Annotated in this window: 16 protein-coding genes; 3 read left to right on the top strand and 13 right to left on the bottom strand. The window is 53.9% G+C overall.

Annotated features, from left to right (window positions below; all coding sequences use genetic code 11):
• Positions 1-135: 135 nt before the first annotated feature.
• The 11 genes from KF752_11625 to KF752_11575 all read right to left on the bottom strand — a co-directional run bounded on the left by KF752_11625 (position 136) and on the right by KF752_11575 (position 10281).
• A complete protein-coding gene (locus KF752_11625; GenBank protein ID MBX3422194.1) occupies positions 136-612 on the bottom strand; it encodes an RtcB family protein in 477 nt (158 codons plus the stop codon).
• Complete coding sequence (locus KF752_11620) at positions 612-1274, bottom strand: RtcB family protein (protein ID MBX3422193.1); 663 nt, start codon at positions 1272-1274, stop codon at positions 612-614. Before KF752_11620 ends, KF752_11625 begins: the two co-directional genes overlap by 1 nt.
• Positions 1271-1954, bottom strand: coding sequence for a hypothetical protein (locus tag KF752_11615; GenBank protein ID MBX3422192.1), 684 nt, complete (start codon positions 1952-1954; stop codon positions 1271-1273). Before KF752_11615 ends, KF752_11620 begins: the two co-directional genes overlap by 4 nt.
• Before the next feature lie 1001 nt (positions 1955-2955).
• Positions 2956-3348, bottom strand: a complete 393-nt coding sequence (locus KF752_11610) for a hypothetical protein (protein MBX3422191.1) — start codon at positions 3346-3348, stop codon at positions 2956-2958.
• Complete coding sequence (locus KF752_11605) at positions 3345-4565, bottom strand: type II secretion system F family protein (protein ID MBX3422190.1); 1221 nt, start codon at positions 4563-4565, stop codon at positions 3345-3347. The genes KF752_11610 and KF752_11605 overlap by 4 nt, the downstream gene beginning before the upstream one ends.
• Before the next feature lie 4 nt (positions 4566-4569).
• Positions 4570-6084, bottom strand: coding sequence for a type II/IV secretion system protein (locus tag KF752_11600; protein MBX3422189.1), 1515 nt, complete (start codon positions 6082-6084; stop codon positions 4570-4572).
• Entirely contained in the window at positions 6081-6776 is a 696-nt protein-coding gene (locus tag KF752_11595; GenBank protein ID MBX3422188.1) for a hypothetical protein, read from the bottom strand. Before KF752_11595 ends, KF752_11600 begins: the two co-directional genes overlap by 4 nt.
• Positions 6773-8071, bottom strand: a complete 1299-nt coding sequence (locus KF752_11590) for a hypothetical protein (protein ID MBX3422187.1) — start codon at positions 8069-8071, stop codon at positions 6773-6775. The genes KF752_11595 and KF752_11590 overlap by 4 nt, the downstream gene beginning before the upstream one ends.
• 1 nt (position 8072) lies before the next feature.
• Positions 8073-8975, bottom strand: a complete 903-nt coding sequence (locus KF752_11585) for a prepilin-type N-terminal cleavage/methylation domain-containing protein (GenBank protein MBX3422186.1) — start codon at positions 8973-8975, stop codon at positions 8073-8075.
• The gene (locus KF752_11580) at positions 8953-9498 is read right to left on the bottom strand and encodes a prepilin-type N-terminal cleavage/methylation domain-containing protein (GenBank protein MBX3422185.1); all 546 of its coding nucleotides are present in this window, start codon (positions 9496-9498) and stop codon (positions 8953-8955) included. Before KF752_11580 ends, KF752_11585 begins: the two co-directional genes overlap by 23 nt.
• Positions 9499-9537: 39 nt before the next feature.
• On the bottom strand, positions 9538-10281 hold the full coding sequence (locus KF752_11575; GenBank protein ID MBX3422184.1) for a prepilin-type N-terminal cleavage/methylation domain-containing protein: 744 nt from the start codon (positions 10279-10281) through the stop codon (positions 9538-9540).
• Between the two features lie 511 nt (positions 10282-10792).
• On the opposite strand from KF752_11575, the gene KF752_11570 reads away from it, so the two are divergent.
• From KF752_11570 to KF752_11560, 3 genes are read left to right on the top strand one after another with little or no spacing between them, the layout of a single operon-like run.
• Positions 10793-12775 carry a type II secretion system protein GspD gene (locus tag KF752_11570; protein MBX3422183.1) on the top strand — a complete coding sequence of 661 codons (1983 nt, stop codon included), beginning with the start codon at positions 10793-10795 and terminating at the stop codon, positions 12773-12775.
• A 22-nt stretch (positions 12776-12797) separates the two neighbouring features.
• Positions 12798-14435, top strand: a complete 1638-nt coding sequence (locus KF752_11565; protein MBX3422182.1) for a hypothetical protein — start codon at positions 12798-12800, stop codon at positions 14433-14435.
• Between the two features lie 44 nt (positions 14436-14479).
• On the top strand, positions 14480-16027 hold the full coding sequence (locus tag KF752_11560; GenBank protein MBX3422181.1) for a hypothetical protein: 1548 nt from the start codon (positions 14480-14482) through the stop codon (positions 16025-16027).
• Between the two features lie 33 nt (positions 16028-16060).
• Here KF752_11560 and galE read toward each other — a convergent pair whose 3' ends face one another.
• Positions 16061-17056: a UDP-glucose 4-epimerase GalE gene (gene galE, locus KF752_11555; GenBank protein ID MBX3422180.1), complete on the bottom strand. Its 996-nt coding sequence runs from the start codon at positions 17054-17056 to the stop codon at positions 16061-16063.
• A gap of 10 nt (positions 17057-17066) precedes the next feature.
• Positions 17067-19007: an asparagine synthase (glutamine-hydrolyzing) gene (gene asnB / locus KF752_11550; protein MBX3422179.1), complete on the bottom strand. Its 1941-nt coding sequence runs from the start codon at positions 19005-19007 to the stop codon at positions 17067-17069.
• Positions 19008-19063: the final 56 nt, after the last annotated feature.

Raw genomic sequence — 19063 nt, 5'->3', positions numbered from 1 at the left:
CCAGAGAAGATTGGTTTGACTTGCGACCGCCCGCTATTGGCCTGAATAGCTTATGGTGTAAGTACCCACCTCCTGCTCTATTGCAATGATCGGCGGTTCGCTTTCTACTCTAGTGGCCAAGTTGGTCCGTTAACATTAGGGCCGTTTATCGTTAAGAATTGGTTTGAGATGACGCTCGATTCGAACCAGATCGTGTTGAGCTTGCATGACCAGGCGTAGGTCCTTGTAGGCTTGAGGGGCTTCATCGCGCAAGAGGTTTGCCCAATCCTGGCGGTAGGTGATATCGCTCATCAGGCCAGTCAATTGTCGATGCTCGATTCGTTGGGCCGCTTCCGTCCGACTCATGGCGCGCCCGGCACCGTGGGCTGAAGAGCACAGTGAATCTGGCTTTCCCCGTCCGACGACAATTAGAGTACCGGTGGCCATCGAGCCGGCAATTAATCCGCGACAGTCAGCCGGTGCCCAGTTGGCGCTTTTTCGATGCACGATGAGCTGCTGTCCACTGTGGCTCTCGGTTTGAGCGAAGTTGTGTGGGCAATCAAGATACGAATTCTGATCGACCTGGATGTTCAGCTGTAGTTCCAGGACATCTGCCAACCGGTTCAGAATCATCAACCGGTTTTCTGTAGCGTAACGGCAGGTCCATTGCATATCGTAGAAATAGTCTTGGCCCCGAGCAGATTCCAGCTCCAGCGATGGTAACAGACCAGCTTTCTGGCTTTGAATCGGGCTGTGTTTTGCCGTGATCGCTTGTCCCATAGCTCGTGAACCAGTGTGGACACGCCCCAGAGATTGCCAACCGGGTCGCGAGCCAGTTCCAGGAAGTGATTGCCACGCCCCAAAGTTCCAAGTTGATAACGGCCTTCACGTGCCGCTTTCTTGTCCAGAGTCTCACAACTGAGTGGCCCTAGGGACGAAAACTGGTTTGTCGTTAGTTGAACTCGCTCTACAGGCTGCTTGAGTGTGGGTACGGCATGACCAAGTACGTCCAATACTCGCGCTAGATTGGGCTTCGTCAATTCGTCGGCCTGGGCATGGAACCTTATCGCAGCGTAACCGCATCCGATGTCTGCTCCAACGAGATCGGGGTAGATACGGTATCGGGTGGCTACCACTACTCCATTGGGAACTCGCTTGCCTTGATGGACATCCGGCATGACAGCTAGGTAGGCCACATCCGGCTGCCGTGTCAGCTGCACTAATTGGCGTTCCAGGCCTTCGGACAACACTTCGGCCACCCAGCGTTTGGCTCTCACCACGTGCGGTTCTGTCACGACTTGAATCCAGGGGGGACCAAGCGCAGTTGCAACTCTGGAGCCTTACGGCGACTCACTGCTTGAGCCACTTCCGTTCTCAGCGTGCCCTTGTGTTCTCGAAGGATCGCATCGACAGCGTGTGGATCGTATTCTAAATCGAGGTCCAGGCACGCAATATCCACCAGATACTTACCACGACTGGCGGCGGGCATAATGCGGACGAACGTAAACTCTGGTAAGCCAATATTGGTCAGCCAAGTGCTCAGGCAGAGCGCGTCAAAAATTTGGCTGGCCAAGCGCTGGCTGGAGTAATCCGGCTTTCCACGAGAACGATGGTCAAGCAACTTACGCTTTTCTTCGCGAGGATCCAGACCATCGCCTTCGCGAACCTTCGCCACCAGCGAACACGCATCGCGAATCCGTCTAAATTTTGCAGATACTTCTACTGCTGAATCAGGTTCGTCGGTTGTCGGCACTGGAGTCTCCTGACTGAATTGTGGTTTAATGCTGTCCGTATCACGTTGGAGGCGGCGCAATGACAGGCAGCACTTTCGGCAGGTAACTGCTGAGAGATCATACGTGGCGATCTGCTCCATTTCGGCCCGGTGAGCAGCCTCGCGATCGCGAGGATTGCAAAACACCATACCATCATGGTTCAAAGCATGCAGGGCTCTTTTCTGACCAGTATCGCGCGGCATTGTTCGAATCCTGGGAAGTAGAGTTGGTCGCTGAAATCCTTTTGATGTTTTAGCTGTACGGACGGCCCCCCACCGTCTGGCGATGTTGGGTACCTTAGGGCAAAACCTTTCACCGGCCAGAAGGTTCGGAAAGATGATTTGGGAGCGCGTACATCAGCACTCTAATCAATCTTTTTCAGGAATTCGGTAACTGCACAGACACTGGAACCTAGCTCGATGTTCGCACGAAAACAATATGAGATGGTCCCGATGTGACAGGCAGTGAGTGTAGTGCAACTCAACTATCCACTGTATCGGCGGCCCAGAATTAGCTAACTCGCGAGTTTAGTAATTGGTTGGAATTGCCAGTTTCTGCTGCCAATTCTTGCTCCTTTACCGACTGCAAAGTCTGTTGCATGCCTTCTAGCGGCAGCCAGTACTCGCGAATTGGATTGGGGTATATTTGTCGGTGAGAATCTGTTGCTCATCCATCAAACGTCGCGGCGGACCGGGCTGAATAATTTGCTCAAAAAAGATGGCAACGCCTTCTAGAGAAAGCTTGTACTTGCGCGTTATGGTGCTATCGCTGCAATCTGCGTTTGTCGTTGTTGGGGTGTGAAATGGATTCTTTGCCCTACATATCACTCGTCGCGCGGAATGGACTGGAAACCTGAATTCAGCAACCAGCCGTATGGGACAGCTTCCGAATAAGCTTGGTTTTCGACCGAGATATTTCTTTGCTGTCGGTCCACGTGTTAGTCAACGACTGGACCTGTGAAGGCTAAAAACAAGACTTGGCGTCTTATGGGGTTACAGTGGGCGATCGCTAACGATCATCGGCGGTGGCAGTCGATGGCCACCATCCGCAAGAGACTCGAATATCCAACGACCGCAAAAAGAACTCTAGACGGTTGAGCGGAATGCTCGACTGTCGATAGCCAGCCTCAAATCTCAGGGCGTGTCCAGCGACTGGCACTTTTGCATATTGTGCCTGCCATAGAGTTGCCATAAAGTTACAGCAATCACTGCACGGAAATCGCTCGCAGGCCGTCATGCAAAATGATGGTGCGGGCGTAGAAATCCTGCAAGTGGTAGTCGATGCCGTTCAATTGCAGAACCATGCGGGGACTGGTGGTGAGGCCGGTCTCGGAGTCCTGAATCAGTTGGCTGCGATCGAGCACGATCACAAACCGCTGACCTGCGGCATCGACGATGGCAGTGCCGTGATCGCAATCGGTCATGACTAGCCCTTTGAGTCGCAGCGCGGGCAGGCTGGGCATCTCGATGCGTGTTCCGGCTGCCTGTGCAGTTCGCATCCGCTGGAGGATAACGTCGCTAGGCACCGTCGGATCCTGTGCGGATAGGGTGCTGCTGGCGACGACAAGCAGGGCTATCGCGATAGATGATAATTTCATCGGCCACTACCTCCGGCGCTCATTAGAGCTATAAAAAAAGCGATGTAGACGTAACCTACAATTCCTCCGGCGATCAGAATGACGGCTGGCTCGACTAGCCGGCTCAGCCTCTTGACTCTGGATTTCAATTCGGTATCGCATAGAGTAGAAACTTCTTTCAGCGTCCGATCCATGTTTCCGGCGCGTTCGGCGACCTCGACCATGCTGCCCAGGATCGGCGAAAAGGCATGACTGGTGGACAAGTACGGTGCCAGCGGCTGTCCTCGTCGGACGCCTGCTGCAGCAGTCTGCAGCAGATTGGACAGGAACGTATTGGCTTGCATCTGAGTCGCAATGGCTAGTGCATCGACCAGACGTATTCCGCTGCGTACCATCACGGCCAGTGAACCGGACAGTGCAGCGGTGCTCGACAGCCGCAAAACGCTGCCAAATATGGGTAGCCGCAACGCGCAACGATCCAGTGCAAAACGACCGCGGCGAGAGTACACGGTAACGGCAAAAGCAGCCAGCACAAGGGAAAGTATCGCAATTAGACTTGCACCATTGATTTTCAGCCATTGCGAAAGGTCGACCAAAGATTGGGTCATGGCCGGCAGTTTGCGTCCCAATGAATTCAAGAATAGCTGTAGTTGCGGAATCACAACCAAAACGAGATAACCCGCTATCGACAATGCCGCCACAGTTACGACAACTGGATAGGACAACGCGACTCGCACTTCAGTCAGCATCGCGCGGCGATCTGCCAAGTGTTGTTGGCATTGCTGTAGCGCCACATCCAGGCTACCGGTTTGCTCGCCGACTTTGACCATTTGTACTACGATAGGTGGAAACGCCCGGTGGGCTGTCAACGCATTGGACAGCGCTTCGCCTCGACCAACGGCCACATGCAAGGCTCCAAGAACCTTGGACATCGACTTGTGTTCGGTCTGCATTTGCAGCGATTTCAGGGCATCACGCAGCTTCAATCCGCTGCGCAACATCATCGCCAGTTGGTGCAGCGCAAGTTCGATGTCAGCCGATCGAATCGGTAGCCATGCGTTGGGCTTGACGGCGCTCAACAGCTTGTGGATGCTCAGTCCACCGCGCTGTTGGAAGCTGATGAGCTGCACATCCATTGCGCACAGCCGTGAGCGTAGTTCCACCGGATTTCTGGCTTCCAGTTCGCGTCGCATCAAGCGACCGCATCGCTGGCGGGCTATGTAACTGTATACCGGCATCGTATTACCCCAGTGCAACTGCTGCGGCGACTTCAGCCACCGTTGTGGTACCATCTAAAACTTTGGCAATGCCATCGTCCAGCAAAGTTCGATTGCGGCAGCGCATTGCCTCTTGGGTTACCTGAGTTTCGTTGGCCCCTTCGGCAATCAGCTTGGCCGTTTCCGGCGTGCACTGAAACATTTCGAACAAGCCAATCCGTCCCGAGTAGCCCTTGCCTGCGCAGTTCACACAGCCAATGGCATCAAAGGTGGTTTGTCCTTCAAGTCGTGGATTGTGCAGCAGCAGCGCCTCCTGCAGGCTAATTTCACGCTGGCGTCGACAGTGTTGGCACAGTTTGCGCACCAATCGCTGAGCGACGGCGACTCGAACGGTGGCGGCAACCAAAAAAGGCTCGATGCCCATATCGATCAAGCGCGTCACGACGCCGACTGCAGTATTGGTGTGCAGCGTGCTGAAGACCAAGTGCCCGGTCAGAGCGGCTTTGATCGCAATGCTGGCGGTCTCTTCGTCGCGAATTTCTCCCAGCATGACCACGTCTGGGTCATGTCGCAGGATGCTTCTAAGTGCCTTCGAAAAATTGACTTTGTCCGCCGAGTCGACTTCGACCTGGGAGGCGCCCTGTATTTCGTATTCGATGGGATCTTCAATAGTGATGACGTTGCCACCACGAGACTTGAGCAGTTGGTCAATAGCGACGTACAGCGTGGTCGATTTTCCACTCCCCGTGGGTCCGGTCAGCAGAATCAAGCCATGCGGACGCTCGGTAGCCGCTTGAAATACCTGCAGTGATTGTTCACGCATACCAAGGGAACTGAGCGAAAGGCCGGTTGCGTTGTTGGTAAGCAAACGCAGAGTCAGCCGTTCGCCGTAACGTGTGGGCAGCGAGGCGGCACGAACCTCCAACCTGCGTCGGTCGCTGCCGTAGTAGGTGTGGATACGGCCATCTTGAGCCGATCGCTTTTCAGCGATGTCCATGCCTGCCAACACCTTCAACCGACTGAGCACCAACGGCTGAACCTCCTTGTTCAACTCGCAGTACGCTTCCAGTTCTCCGTCGACTCGGAGGTGAACAGCCAAAGCCCGTTCGTTGGGTACCAAGTGAATATCAGATGCATCCCGAAGTATGGCCGCCTGAAAGAGTTGGTCGCAAATGGCCACGGCGTTCAGGCTGTCATCACGCAGCCTGACCGATGATTCCCTAGTCTCAACATCTCCCAGCGAAAACGGCTGGTAGACTCGATCCATAGCCCGCTTCAGTGACTGGCTGTCAGCCAATACATATTGGCATGGATAACTCAGGTGTCGTTCCAATACCTGCTGAGTTTGCGGGTCAATTGAATTGGTGCAGGCTACCAACACCACACCGTCCACCTGGCTCAGAGGCAGTATATGCTTGCGAGTGGCCAGTGACGCTGGCACTTTGAGTGCCCACTTGGGGTCGATGCGCACCTGGTCGAGGTTGAGCAATACCAACGGCGATTCGACGGCTACTGGAGCTATGTGGACCATCGCGCTCATGGCTTCGGGCTCCGCAATGCGACTGTCAAGTTCCAATAGCGAACGGCGATATTTTCACCCATCTGGCTATGTGTGGTAACGTTGTCATGTTCCTTGGAGGCCAATTGATCAAGCGCGCTCATCTCTAAAGACACAATGCGGGCGGACACGGATTGAGCGGCAATTGCCGACAGCGCAGATTGCATATGGAGGAACGTGCCGTTCAGTTCCATGCGTATTTCCAACGTTTCCTCCAACAGGCGATGACGCTGTATCGACTGAGCTGCCACCGCTTCCAGAGCATCCGGCAACTGTGAGGTTGGGTCGGAAACTGGCTGAACGCTAGAGCACTTCAAACCGCTCCGCTCAAGGATACTCAGTATCTCTGACATAGAGGCGGCGGTTTCATGTCCACCTAGAATCGCGTTACGTAGCACATCCCGTTTGGAAACGAAATGTGAGTACTGTTGCTTGTTCTCCTCTATACGTTGAGTCAATTTAAGCTCTTGCTCCATCAAGGCTTCTAACCGCTGTCGTGCAGAAGCACAGTCTCTGGGGTTAGTCGCGGCGGCAAGTTGATTGGATCGCGCAAGCTCTCTGCCCGCAGTCTGTTGCAGAGGTCTGTGCCACAGTACGTAATACATGGCCACCACGGTCAGCGCAGGTCCGAGTGTACATGCCAGCATTTGTTGATCAATGAATCGACGGCTCATGGTGGCGTCTCCCTGGCGGAGAGCACTAAATCAGAACTGCGGAATGTCGTGGGCAGACTCACGATATCACTAGCACCTGCAATAGCGCTCTTTCCGGTATCGTCCTGAATCAGCGAAATGGTAAACTTGCATAACCCACCAGTCAGTTGCGAAGTGGCTGCGGGCGTGAGCAGCCAACCCTTGTCGTTCAGAGCCAGTTCCAAGCGGGCGGCAAAGGCATGCGCCTGGGAACTATCAGGAGCTAGTCCGTGAACGTGGGTTCGCGTTGATTGTGATTCAATCCGCTGAACCCAGCAGTCGTGTGCACAGTGAGCCAGCGCATCGAGCAAGCCGCTCCAGCGAGCGTTCTGTTGTGCACGCACGACGGACGCCACAAGTACTTGACGCTGGATCACTTGTCGACCAGTCTCGGAGTCGGACGCCTCTTGATTCAGCTTCTTAATTCTGCCTTCACTGGCCTTGATCGATGCAATGGTTTCCGAATATTGCGACTGTTGAATGTCGAGTCGTGCATTGGTCTGAAGCAACTTGGCAAGGCGATTAGTGGTGTACTGGTTCCAGCCCAAGCAACCGGCAGCAGCGCATATTGCCACTAGACTTCCGAGCGCTACCTGACGTATCTGTGGCAAACCACTGTGCGGCTCAATCCAACACGCGCCGTTAGCAGGTCGTTGTGCTAACCAAACTCCACAAGTTTCTGTCAAAGAATCGATAGTCGCGCGTTCGACTGGTGTCGCGCCAATCCAAAGGCCGAGTGCAGACTCCAGCTCGGCCACATCCGAAGTTGAGGATACTTTGATCGTAGCAGGGTGCGCAATGCGGTGAAGACGTGTGTGCCGCACCCGACACAATGAGACCAATTCATCCAACTCGGATGATGCGACTTGCGTGACGCAATACGCTCGTTGGCCTTCGATTTCGGTCTGCAGAGGGCAGTAGCCCACCTGGCAGTCCAGCGCGGATATGCCGGACTCCAATTCCGCTTCCAGCGCTAGAGCTTGAAGTATTTCTGGCGGATTAGCCAGAACCGCAATGTCCGTTGCCAAGTTTACTTGGCCAGTCCAGTAGTGTGAGCTGAGGACTGAAACTTTTCCCAGCCGCTCCGGGCCCAGGTTTAATGCGCGCAGGACCGACGAGGTCAGCGAATCAGGCTGCGATGCCGACGCATCCACAGTCTGGACCCACATTTGACGCAGGCGCGGGCGGCGGCGTCCGACGAAGTCGGCGCGAGCCGTCAGTGAGGGCGTTACCAGCAGCAGCGTGTGGCTCGGTTTCGATGCGCTGTAGACCTTCATTCTAACGCAGCTCCATCTCTACGCGGATATCCAGGCGTGGCTGCACTGTAAAGTAGTGGACAATGCTCTTACGAACTATAGTTTCCCCGACATCCAGCTCGTCGTTATTGTTGGCATCGTCCCACAGGATGGCTCGAGCGGCAGCTGTTCCGACCAGCGTAACATCGCGCCGATACTCGAAACTCCCGCTATTGTCGACAACGATCAACTGCTCGGCGATTTCTCCGGAGTCTACTCCGGTGGCGTTCACGCCGTAGAAAAATACTCCAAGCTGCTGGCTGCCAGTTGGACTGGGATTGATGCGCGAGCCGTTTTGGCTGTCGATATCAAACAGGCGGAAGACGACCGCACCGATACAATCCAGGATATTCACTCCAACCGAGATATCCTGTCGATAGCCATCTTCAGGCGCGGTGGAATCACCGTCGGAGCCTAGCGAGGTGATGTTGATGACTCCGGAATTCTCAAACAGAGCTGGAGTTCGCCCCCAGCCATCGACGATCTCAGTCTGCCCAGCGCCAAGACTGAGATAGGGACCATTCCATCCACTAATTAAGTTTACATCGTCTACAGAATCACGATCGGAATCAAACGACTGCAACGTACGGTCGATAATGGCTGGCGGCTTTGCTATCAGTTCGCTGATGTTGGATGGTAGCACTCCCGTATCAGGAATGAAGCCAGTCGCTGAGGCAAGCACCCCTGAACTCGGAGGTGCTGCACTGTGTACGATTGCGCGCTGCAAAGCGTTCAGCAGGTCTTGTGTTTGTTGATAACGCGCTTGATCGGCGATAGGCTCTAAAGACCGCACCGCCACTGTGGATAGCATGGCCAGTATGCCCAGCACTACAACCAATTCAAGCAGCGTGAGTCCACGCACCTTAGCGGAGGCTGATCGCGACATACAGGTCGTCTCCAATGTGGCTGGGGGTCAGTGAAGACGTGGCTACATTGGCCGGAATATCGACTGTTCCGTTGGCTCCTGCGGATACGATACGAACGTCCTTGAGAGTTTCGCCGGGATTAACGTACTGGACGCTCAGCGGTTGATGCCAGCCATCTACCAAATCCGGATCGCCACCTACTGCGGTCACCGACAGCAGGTAAGGACCATTCCAGCCGATACGCAACCTTGGATCGAATTGATTGCTCGCGTCGCCAGTGACTGGATTTCGGAATAGCCAAATACTATTGAAACGTTGTGATTCAGTGGCGACCGTCGCCATACCATCCAATTCAATTAGCTTGGTGTCATGCCAGTAATGCTGTAGCGCTCGTGCAGATTCGACCAATGTCGCTCGCGTCGCAGACTGTGCAGCGTTTGATAACTGATCGCTGCACAGGGGAATGGTTATGGATGCCAGCGCCGCTAGGACGGTCAGGACAACAATCAGCTCGATGAGCGTCAAGGCTAGGCGAGTGTTCATGGTCACCATTCTCACGCTAGCCTTGAGTGGTCAGGCTGGCTATTCGTTCGCAGAGATGTTGAAGTATCCGCCCAGTTGGTCGCTCAGTGGTTGTCCGTCAGGAGCAATCACACCAGTAAAGCGAGCACGCGTCAGTGCGTCGGTACCATCGGTAATCTGGAAGATGGCAATGAATCGGCTGTAGACCGTATCCGGGTTGGTAGCTCGGTCTCTGGGGAAGTGTACCGGTGCATCGGCCATCAACTTACCAGTCATTTCGCTCAGAGTCCCAAGACCGAACGCAGCATACTTGCCAGCCACGCCGGTAGTCTCAATTCCAATGGCTTGCTGATGAGCAGCCGTCAAGCCTTTGATAGTGGATGTAGCCAACAAGGGGGTCAGAGTTGGCAACACAAAGGTCGTATCGTCCACTGCGTGCTGCCCCACGTTGACAATACCGGCATTGTTCAAAGCGGCAAGCGTATCGGCATCCAACACTAAGTCTTCAATAACAGCAGTCAGACCTGGATTCAGAGTATTGAGCGTAACACCCGTCGCTAGGTTGGACATTAAACTGTCGAAATTGTCTGGATATTCGACGTAAATCGCTTCGAATCGTTGAATCGCTCCAGAAATTTCGGAAATGTTTGCTGCCGTCGTACTACGGTTGGTCCGCCCCACCATGTTGGTCACTGTTGGGATTAAAATGCCCGCAAGACCAACTAGTATCGTCAGAACAACGATCAATTCGATCAGCGTGAATGCGCGACGACTTTTGGCGGCTATTGCCGAGTTGGTACTCATTGAAACATCTCTTTTCTCGGGCCTGGAGTCCCAAATACACCATCAGGGAACTATAGGAGGTTTGGCTAGAGCGGAGAGGGTTCTCCGATCGTTCTCAAGAATGTAAGCCACAGTTAAGCAACTTGTTCGATGGACAGGAAAAATCTTCGCAGATTTCCCAAATAGACGCACAGACATCGCTAAAGATATGACTGTTATGCCGATTGCGATGAATGCAATGATTCTCTGCTTAAGTTGCCTCGTTGAACGCGGCCTGGTACTCGTCGCTGACCACCGTTTCTATTCAGATTCCGGGCGAGCTTGCTAGCTATTGTTTTGAATCTGTACCGCAACCTGCAGCTTACTCTGGTCAAACGCATTTTTTAGTTAATCGGCAAAGTCGATCTAGTCGATACAGGTTGACATGAGTCGTTCCGATCCTACTATCCGCGCGCAACGTCCGTACAGGAAGCTGGTATTGATCGCCAGCTGCGCAATTGCTTGCGCCATGATTGGGTCATGGTCTTACGCCGTGAACCAGCCCAACAAGCGTGGTACGGACCCAGAGAGATCGCCGGGAAGCGGGAACAGTCACAGCCAGGGTCGGCCCAGGGGCCCGAGTGAGGATGGCGAGCCAAAGGCATTTCGCATTACTGACAGAGTCTCTTCTGCCGAGGAGATACCTAGCCCGCCCGACCAATTGGCGCTGATTGAGTTCGACGATGTTCCGTTGGCCGAGGCGATGCGGCTGTTCTCCGATCAGTCGGGTTTGAACGTGATTACGTCGACCGAAGCGGGAAAAACGAAAATCACAGTGTTTCTGAAAAACGTATCACCGCTGGATGCGTTGGAAGCCATCGTCAAAGCCAACGGGCTGTTTTACCGGATCGAATCGAATTCCGGAATTGTAAGAATTGCAACGCTAGCCGAGTATGAAAAAGACTTGTCTAGCTTCCGTGAAGAGCAGACTCGCGTCTTCACCCTACTGTACCCGAACCCATCAGCGGTCGCCCAGGTGATTCAACAGGTGTTTGGTAATCGGGTTCAATTGAACCGAGCAGACGCCGAGACCGAGGATTTGGTAGACCTATCAAGCCGTTTCAACCGCTTTGATCTGGTCGATGGTCGGTCGTTGGGTTTAGGTAGTCCTAATAATCGTCTGAACAATCAGGCTGGTCGCTTTGGTAACAATTTCTCGGGTCAGTTTCAACCATTCAACATGTCGGGAATCAATGGGTTGGGTGTGCCGGGAGCGCTGCGCAACCAACCGGTCCCCTTGTCTACCGACCAAGGAATCGTCGATTCGCCTCAGGTGCTGTCAGCGGATCAAATTCAGAAAATTGAAAACGCTGTCGCCAATGGCATCGAGTTGTCCGAGCAGGCTCAGGACGACTTGTTGAAGCGCAAAGAGGCGACCATTTACGTGTCGACAATCCGTCGCAACAACCAAGTCATCGTGCGAACAGGTGACGTCAAGTCGATGGAGCAGATCGCCGCTCTGGTAGCACAACTGGATGTGCCGACTCCAACCGTACTGTTAGAAGTTAAGGTGATGCGCGTTATATTGGCCGAAGGCTGCTACTCAGCCTTCGAGTTCTTGGGAAGACCGTCGAATTCAGCCGTCGCCTTTTCGGATGGACCGCAGTCTCCGTCGTTTCCCGGTGCCAGCACGATTGGGCAGCACCTAGGCGATGGGCTTGGCATCGCAGGTAACATCCCTGGTGCCCTGACATTTCAAGTCGTGGATAACAATTTTCGGCTGCGCATGCAACTACTGGAAAGTCGAAACTGCGTCAACGCTCTCGCCACGCCGCTCATCCTGACGGCAAATAACGAAGTTAGTCGCATCTTTGTCGGCGACACCCTGCCCTTTACCGTCGGGTTTACTCCGTCGCAGGTACTCAGCACGGTAGGAGCTGTTAACGGTGCGGTAGCGGCTACGCCAATCACCGAAATGCGTGACGTTGGTCAATCGTTGTTGATTACACCCAATATCAACGCGGACCGTACTGTCACACTACGCGTTGTGGAAGAAAATTCGGAACGTGTGGTCGGTGGTTCTTCAATACCCGTTCCTGCTACGAGTGGTTCGGGCGTGACAAATATCAGTGTTGACACTGTGCGGCGGCGAACGATCAGCGGCACTGTTGTGGCCCAAGATGGTATGGCGGTAGCGCTGGGGGGCATGATCGAAGAGCACACTAGCAATGCGCGTGACCAAATTCCGGTGTTGGGTGACATACCGGGAATCGGATTTTTGTTTCGACGCCAGGCCGCCAAGCAGGTCCGCAGCGAATTGGTGGTAATTATTCGACCATACGTTTTTAACACGCCAACCGAATCAGCGGCAACCAGTGAGACGTTGCTGGGAGAATTGAGCACTCACGCCGAAGGCAATTGTTCGCTGTCGCATGCCAGGTGTGCGCTGCCGTGTGCAGTCACGCGAAGCGATGCTGAATGCAGCCGCCGCGCTAAACTGTTTCAATTTCACAGTGTTACCTCAGATTCACCCTAGCCGCTCGCCGGAGGTCGACGACATGCGAATCGACATTCGATGGCTGCTGGTCTTAGCGCTGTTGAGTCCCAGCGCTGGATGCGCGTTGATGGTCGGTAATTTGCCATCCGCCCGGACGGCTGTCGATCTGAGTGCCGACACGCAGGCAATAGACAGTCCAGGTGCTGGCGATTCTCTAAAGCCCGAGGCTACCCATTCGGATGCTCGTATAATCGCGAGAGTTGTTCGTAAGGATCCGGACGGCGTTCAGAACTTAGAGGGACAACAGCAGCCCATGCAGGTCGACTCAACCGAAGCGCGACGCCAACGCGACTTGAGGTTTGCCCGCTATCAGCGCGAAGCCGAAGTGAAATTGATCCGGCGAGAACTGGCCGAAGCCCCAGTGGGGACGGTGGCCGAAAACAAACCGATTGACACGCATGCGATCGCTGGCATCTCCTTGACTGATGCAAACAACAGCGACAGCTTGGACCAAGGTTTACGCAATGATTCCCAGGTACACGATGGTTCTTGGGGAATGCCAAACCTGCTTACTCTTCGTCAGCCAACTATACTTGCTTTGGTTATCGTGCTTGGCATGGGCAGCGTGGTCTGGCCGCTGACACGTTATCCACGACGCTCGAAAGCTTCAATTGAGGCGTTGCCATACCTTGCAGAGTCGAATGCCGTCGAGCCTAATGAGCACCATGCAATAAATCGTAGCGACGCCCGCCAGAGCGTGGAAAAAAGCTGCGCTCACCAGAGTCAGGCGTGTAGTAACGCCCGTCAGAACGTGGAACTGAGCATTCGTAGCTCTCGCCCGAGGTTGGTGTTCAAAACGAAACCACAGGGCGGTGATCGTAGGCGCAAGACCGAAGCAGATTCCCACAGCACATCGCATTCTCAAGTCACGGCGGATTCTCAAGTCACGGCGGATTCTCAAATCACGGCGGATGCTGAAATTTTCGCAAACGCCTATCCTACGGTCCAAGTAAGTAATCAGTTCTCGCAGCCAGTTTCTGTTTGTCTTGCCGGGTGGAATGCGGAAGAACTGTACAGATCGACGCCGCAGAAAACAAGTAAGGCGCTCGATTCGCTTGCCTGCCGGTCTTTGATACCTCTCCAAAATGCTCATAGCTATTTGCCCGCTCAGCCGCAGGTGTATTTGCCGATTCAGTCCGCTGGACTGCGCGAGCTGCCGCAACCACTGACTGCTCATTCGCTTTTGGAATTGCAGGGAACTCGCCAGTTTGCTGACCGTCAAATCGTGTTGCGATCCATTCAGGGGCTTACATGCGTCGTGGTTCGGTCGCAAATGTCACACTTGCAACGAAGTGCCGTCGTACAGGAAACTCAATTTGATCTGCTCACCAACGACGCCGATGCAAGCGGTCCTTGCGCAGACCGCCATGAATCAATTGTCGCTTGCGCTCGGCGTGAAGTGTGCAAGCCTGCCGCAAGTTTGACTGAGACATCTGGTGGGGAAGGATTGGTAATTCTCACGGCAGATCACGAAGATGCGGTCCCCACTGCTCGTGTGATGGTCATTCGGTCGTACAGATTTAATGGCCCATCAGAAATTACAGCCACGGTAGTTCCCGTCGTACAAGGCTCGTCTGATTGCTCCGATTCCACCAACCGACTTAAGGTAGGGCGTTCGGAGACACTATTGCATGATTGACTTCAATTGCAAATATCCCTCACTGAACTTGCCAGGTAATTCCGATGCGTAAGCCGACTCAAAGTCTCGTAGTTGTCCTGATGATTTTCCAGACCGTTGGATGTTCAATGCTGCCGGTCGGTGAACTGGCTCCGAGCCGACTGTTGGATGCGAAGTTGGAACATCCATGGAAAGGTAGCGGCAGTGGCGACAAATCCAGCGGTGAAAAAATCGCTAACCCGCCTGCAAAGACCTTGAGGTTTGATGGGCATGAGATTGTCCTGGGGCAGGCAGAAAGTTCGTCTATTGATCCTGTAAAATTGGAAAGCAAGCTTCGATCGCTGATCGAGCGACGAAAATGGACAACTGCTTCCAAGATGATCCATAGACATCGCGAGTCGGCAGAGAGGTTTCTAGCAGATTGTTGGGCTACGCAACCCGAGGATGTGGTCGTCGAGTTGGTGGCTCAGGAATTAAGCCGACACTGTACCAACAAAGATACAAGCTGGACTGGGCTCTTGAGTGTAGCCAAGTCGCGGCCCAGCTTGGCTGACGAGTATCAAGAACCGCGTAACGCCTTTGCGCACGAGATGTGCGAAAGCGATCCCAGTGATAATTCGGCTGAGCACTTGCTGCGAGCATCGGTCCAAGTGTCCCATCCACTGGCCCGAGTCGACGCTTTGCGGTTGGTTGGACTGCGAGATCTAGTGGCAGGCAGGTACGTCTGGGCCGAGACGCACTTCCGCCAGGCCATCGACATTGCCACATCGAGCGGTAATCCCCGATCAGCAGCCGAACTGTGGCTGACTGTAGCCGAGTCGGCTCGACGCAACAATCAAACAACCACCGCTAAGAATGCGTGGGCCAATGGAACACAACTCTATTTATCTGCCTGTCAGGCCGACCTGCCGCTGGATGTAAGCTTCTGGCTCCTGGCTGATAAGACGCGCCCCGAATCGGCAAAATGGCCTACTGAGTTGAGCACGTATTGCGCTGGATATATCCATGAACTTGGTTGCACACCAAGTACCAATATCGAGTTCATGTTCTGGAGCGCAGTGGCCCAGGCGCAATTCGAGCGTGGAGAGTCGCAGACTGCACTGGTCAATTTTAAGCGAGCCGAGACGCATTCGCAGGGAGCGAATGCCATGTGGCTACGAATTGCACAAGCCAGGTGCTTGGCGGCGATCGGGCAAGCCCCCGCAGCCTCTGCGATTTTGAGTATCCCTGCGGCTAGCGCGGACTCTGCCGTCGCTGCTGCGGCTACCGCTACCATGGGGAGTATTAAGCTGCAATCGGGTGCCTATCAACAAGGTGCACAGTTGTTGCACAAAGCACTAACCCAATCTACCCGGTCAGACTGGCCGTTCAGGAACCAGTCTTTGGCGGACTTGGCAATCGCTCAACTAATCATTGGCGACACCGACAGCGGGCTCAAGGCGTTACACAGCTCTCAAACGCTACTAGAGAATTCGGGGAAGACTGAGCTGCTCATACAGTCGCTGGAAAATGAACTGCGGCTACTTGAGTTTGAGAACCGCCACGAGCAGCACCAACAGCTTCAAGCACGTATCGCGCAGCTTGAAGACTCCAGAGTTTCACGCGCCAATTGATAGAAGTTGCTGGTCGTCTAGAGCCAGCGCACGTCATTTTTCTACATGACCCTGCCGGTGCGCTCGAAACCAATTCCAAGCACTTTGGATCATCGACTCAGGTTCCTTGTGTTGGGCTTCCCAGCCCAGCAAGTCTTTGGCTCGTTGTGGATTGGACCACAGCGCGACCGCGTCTCCTGGGCGGCGCGGGCCAAATTCAACTGAAACCTTTCGGCCAGTTACCTGTTCCACAGCCTGGATAATCTGCCTCACACTAAAGCCATGGCCGCTGCCCAGATTGCATTGAATGACCCGATGCTGGTCAAGTTTCTCCATGGCTTTGACATGTGCGTCGGCCAAGTCATCGACATGGATATAGTCGCGAATGTTTGTTCCGTCGGGAGTGGGATAATCGGTTCCGTAAACCATGACTTTGTCTCGCCGGCCCAGTATCGACTGTAAGATCACTGGGATCAAACGTGTTTGGGGATCATGGTCTTCTCCAATAGTCCCATCCAACGCGCATCCAGCTACATTAAAATACCTCAAAGCCGCAAACCTGAAGTCCTGTCGAGCATTGGCGAGATCCTGAAGTATCTGTTCGACTATCCACTTGCTGTGGCCATAGGGGCTGAGGGGGCGTTTGGGCGATTCTTCCGTGATCGGTACCGTTTCCGGGTCGCCGTAGATTGCACAAGAGCTGGAGAAAACGAGCTTATTCACACCTGCATCAAGCATGGTCTGCAAGAGGCAGACCGTAGAGCTGACGTTGTTGTGATAATACATCAACGGATTCTTGACCGATTCGTCCACGTAGGCATAGGCCGCAAAGTGCATCACAATGTCGATCTGGTATTCACGCAGTGTCTTGGCCAGCGTGGCTGTATCAGCCAGATCAGCAATTACTAAAGGCACGCCAAGTCTGGTTGTCACTTCCTGATGGCCACGGCAAAGATTGTCAAACACCACGGGGTTGTGCCCAGTGGCCTTGAGCAACTTCACCGTGTGCGAACCGATATACCCGGCTCCGCCAGCAACTAAGACGTTCACGTGTGCTTCCCTATAAACTAAAGGCTAGGCGGCTGGACTGAGCCTGTTGTTCCGGTGCTGCATCAATGAATCTGCGGAGCCACATTTCAAAACTCATCAAGCCCCACAACTCGGTCGAATGATCCGCGTAGCCCGATACATGTTGTCCAGTGAGCTTGGAAACATAACGCGGGTCAAAATATCCTCGATGGCGGATCGTATCTTCGTTCAGCAGATCTAACATGAACTCTTTTGCGTCGCTGCGCAGCCAGCGCTCGATGGGAATTGGGAATCCTTGCTTCTTGCGGTGGATAATTTCGGTTGGCAGAAGTTGGGCTGCGACTTTCTTCAAAAGAAACTTGCGTGTCGAGCCTCGGAGCTTCATGTGCACGGGCTGTTTGGCAGCAAACTCGACCAATTTGTGATCCAACAAGGGCACGCGGGCCTCCAGCGAATTGGCCATTGTCAACTTGTCACCGCGCAGCAGAAGATAATCGGCCAGCCATAGCTTGCTATCCACATACAACATTCGATTGACAGGATGCGTGGCGTTGCAGCGAGCCAAATGTTCGGAGAACAACCTCTGGACCCCATGTCCTAAGTCCGACAAGCGTTCCACGAACAACTGCTGTTTGGCATCGTCCTTAAACATTGGGAACCAGTTAGCCAGACGACGGGCTTCGTCAGGCATGGACAAAGCTCCAATGGCGATTTTGGCTCTTCGCAGTCCCGGTAGTCGTTCAGACAAATAACGCACTGCCCGACCAATCGAGCGAGGCATGGCGGTGGTGTAACGCGAATACTGTTCGCCGGCGTATCGGGCATAGCCAGCGAACAATTCATCGCCGCCTTCTCCAGTCAAAACCATTTTCACATGTTGGCGAGCCAGCTTGGCTACCATGTAGGTCGCAATCGTGGCCTGATCGGCAATGGGTTGGTCCAGGTGCCAGAGAACCTTATCAGCCAAGTCCAGAAAATCTCTCGAATTAATCTTTAGCGTGTGATGTTGACAGCCAAAAGCGTTTGCAACCTGTTGGGCATAGGGCAATTCATCTTGAAGACCCTCGCCATCGAATCCGACCGAAAACGTTTTGACTGGCGAGGAGAGCTGCTGGGCCATAAGTGCCACGATGGTGCTCGAGTCTAAGCCACCGCTCAGGAAGGCCCCAAACTCTACATCGCTGCGGCAATGGATACTCACAGATTCCTGCAGAAGAGCCAGCAGCCGCTCGGCACACTCTTGGTCACGCCTGTCCGAGCCGACCGGAGAATCCTGGAGCTGCTGATCATCGGAAAAATCCAAATCCCAATACTGGCGTTTGTCCACGATTTGACCAGCGCGAATGCGCAGCCAGTGACCAGGTTCTAGCGACTGTATTCCCTGGAACAGTGTTCGAGGCGCTGGCACGTATTTCAACGACAGATACTGGCTAAGAGCCAGCAAATCGACCTCACGTCTCACGCATGAGTGCCTGAGAATCGACTTAATTTCGGAAGCAAAGATAAAGCGTTCATCAACTTGGGTATAGTACAGTGGTTTAATGCCCAAACGATCGCGAGCTATAAACAGTTCCTGTTGGTGACTATCCCACACGGCCAGTCCAAACATGCCTCGTAAATGTTCCAGGCAGCCCGCGCCATAGTCCTCGTATAGGTGGACAATAGTCTCGGTATCGCTATGCGTTTTGAATCTATGTCCGCGAGCAATCAATTTTGCACGCAGTTCAGGGTAATTGTAAATCTCACCGTTGAAGACTACTCCAAACCTGCCTGATTCGTCGTAAATCGGTTGTTTGCCTTCGGGCAAGTCAATAATACTCAGGCGGCGCATCCCCATAGCCAATGGGCCGTCAACTAGGCGACCATCGTCGTCTGGACCGCGATGATATATACTGTCCAGCATGCGATCGAGGGTCGCTAGCGATTGCGCATCGAGTCGATCTTGTTCAAAAATTCCAGCGATTCCACACATGTGCGTTTTTCTAGGCCAGGCACGACTTCGTCACGATTCCTGCAAAACCCTAGTAT

It is taken from the genome of Pirellulaceae bacterium (genome assembly GCA_019636385.1).
Classification (GTDB): Bacteria; Planctomycetota; Planctomycetia; order Pirellulales; family Pirellulaceae; genus Aureliella.
The sequence above is the reverse complement of the archived record's forward strand: the minus strand, read 5'-3'. Positions and strand labels throughout refer to the sequence as shown.

Coding starts and splice junctions, on each gene's coding strand:
- asnB (MBX3422179.1), bottom strand. CDS start 19,007: ATGTGTGGAATCGCTGGAATTTTTGAACAAGATCGACTCGATGCGCAA.
- KF752_11560 (MBX3422181.1), top strand. CDS start 14,480: ATGCGTAAGCCGACTCAAAGTCTCGTAGTTGTCCTGATGATTTTCCAG.
- KF752_11585 (MBX3422186.1), bottom strand. CDS start 8,975: ATGTCGCGATCAGCCTCCGCTAAGGTGCGTGGACTCACGCTGCTTGAA.
- KF752_11615 (MBX3422192.1), bottom strand. CDS start 1,954: ATGCCGCGCGATACTGGTCAGAAAAGAGCCCTGCATGCTTTGAACCAT.
- KF752_11610 (MBX3422191.1), bottom strand. CDS start 3,348: ATGAAATTATCATCTATCGCGATAGCCCTGCTTGTCGTCGCCAGCAGC.
- KF752_11565 (MBX3422182.1), top strand. CDS start 12,798: ATGCGAATCGACATTCGATGGCTGCTGGTCTTAGCGCTGTTGAGTCCC.
- KF752_11575 (MBX3422184.1), bottom strand. CDS start 10,281: ATGAGTACCAACTCGGCAATAGCCGCCAAAAGTCGTCGCGCATTCACG.
- KF752_11580 (MBX3422185.1), bottom strand. CDS start 9,498: ATGAACACTCGCCTAGCCTTGACGCTCATCGAGCTGATTGTTGTCCTG.
- KF752_11590 (MBX3422187.1), bottom strand. CDS start 8,071: ATGAAGGTCTACAGCGCATCGAAACCGAGCCACACGCTGCTGCTGGTA.
- KF752_11625 (MBX3422194.1), bottom strand. CDS start 612: ATGATTCTGAACCGGTTGGCAGATGTCCTGGAACTACAGCTGAACATC.
- KF752_11595 (MBX3422188.1), bottom strand. CDS start 6,776: ATGAGCCGTCGATTCATTGATCAACAAATGCTGGCATGTACACTCGGA.
- KF752_11605 (MBX3422190.1), bottom strand. CDS start 4,565: ATGCCGGTATACAGTTACATAGCCCGCCAGCGATGCGGTCGCTTGATG.
- KF752_11600 (MBX3422189.1), bottom strand. CDS start 6,084: ATGAGCGCGATGGTCCACATAGCTCCAGTAGCCGTCGAATCGCCGTTG.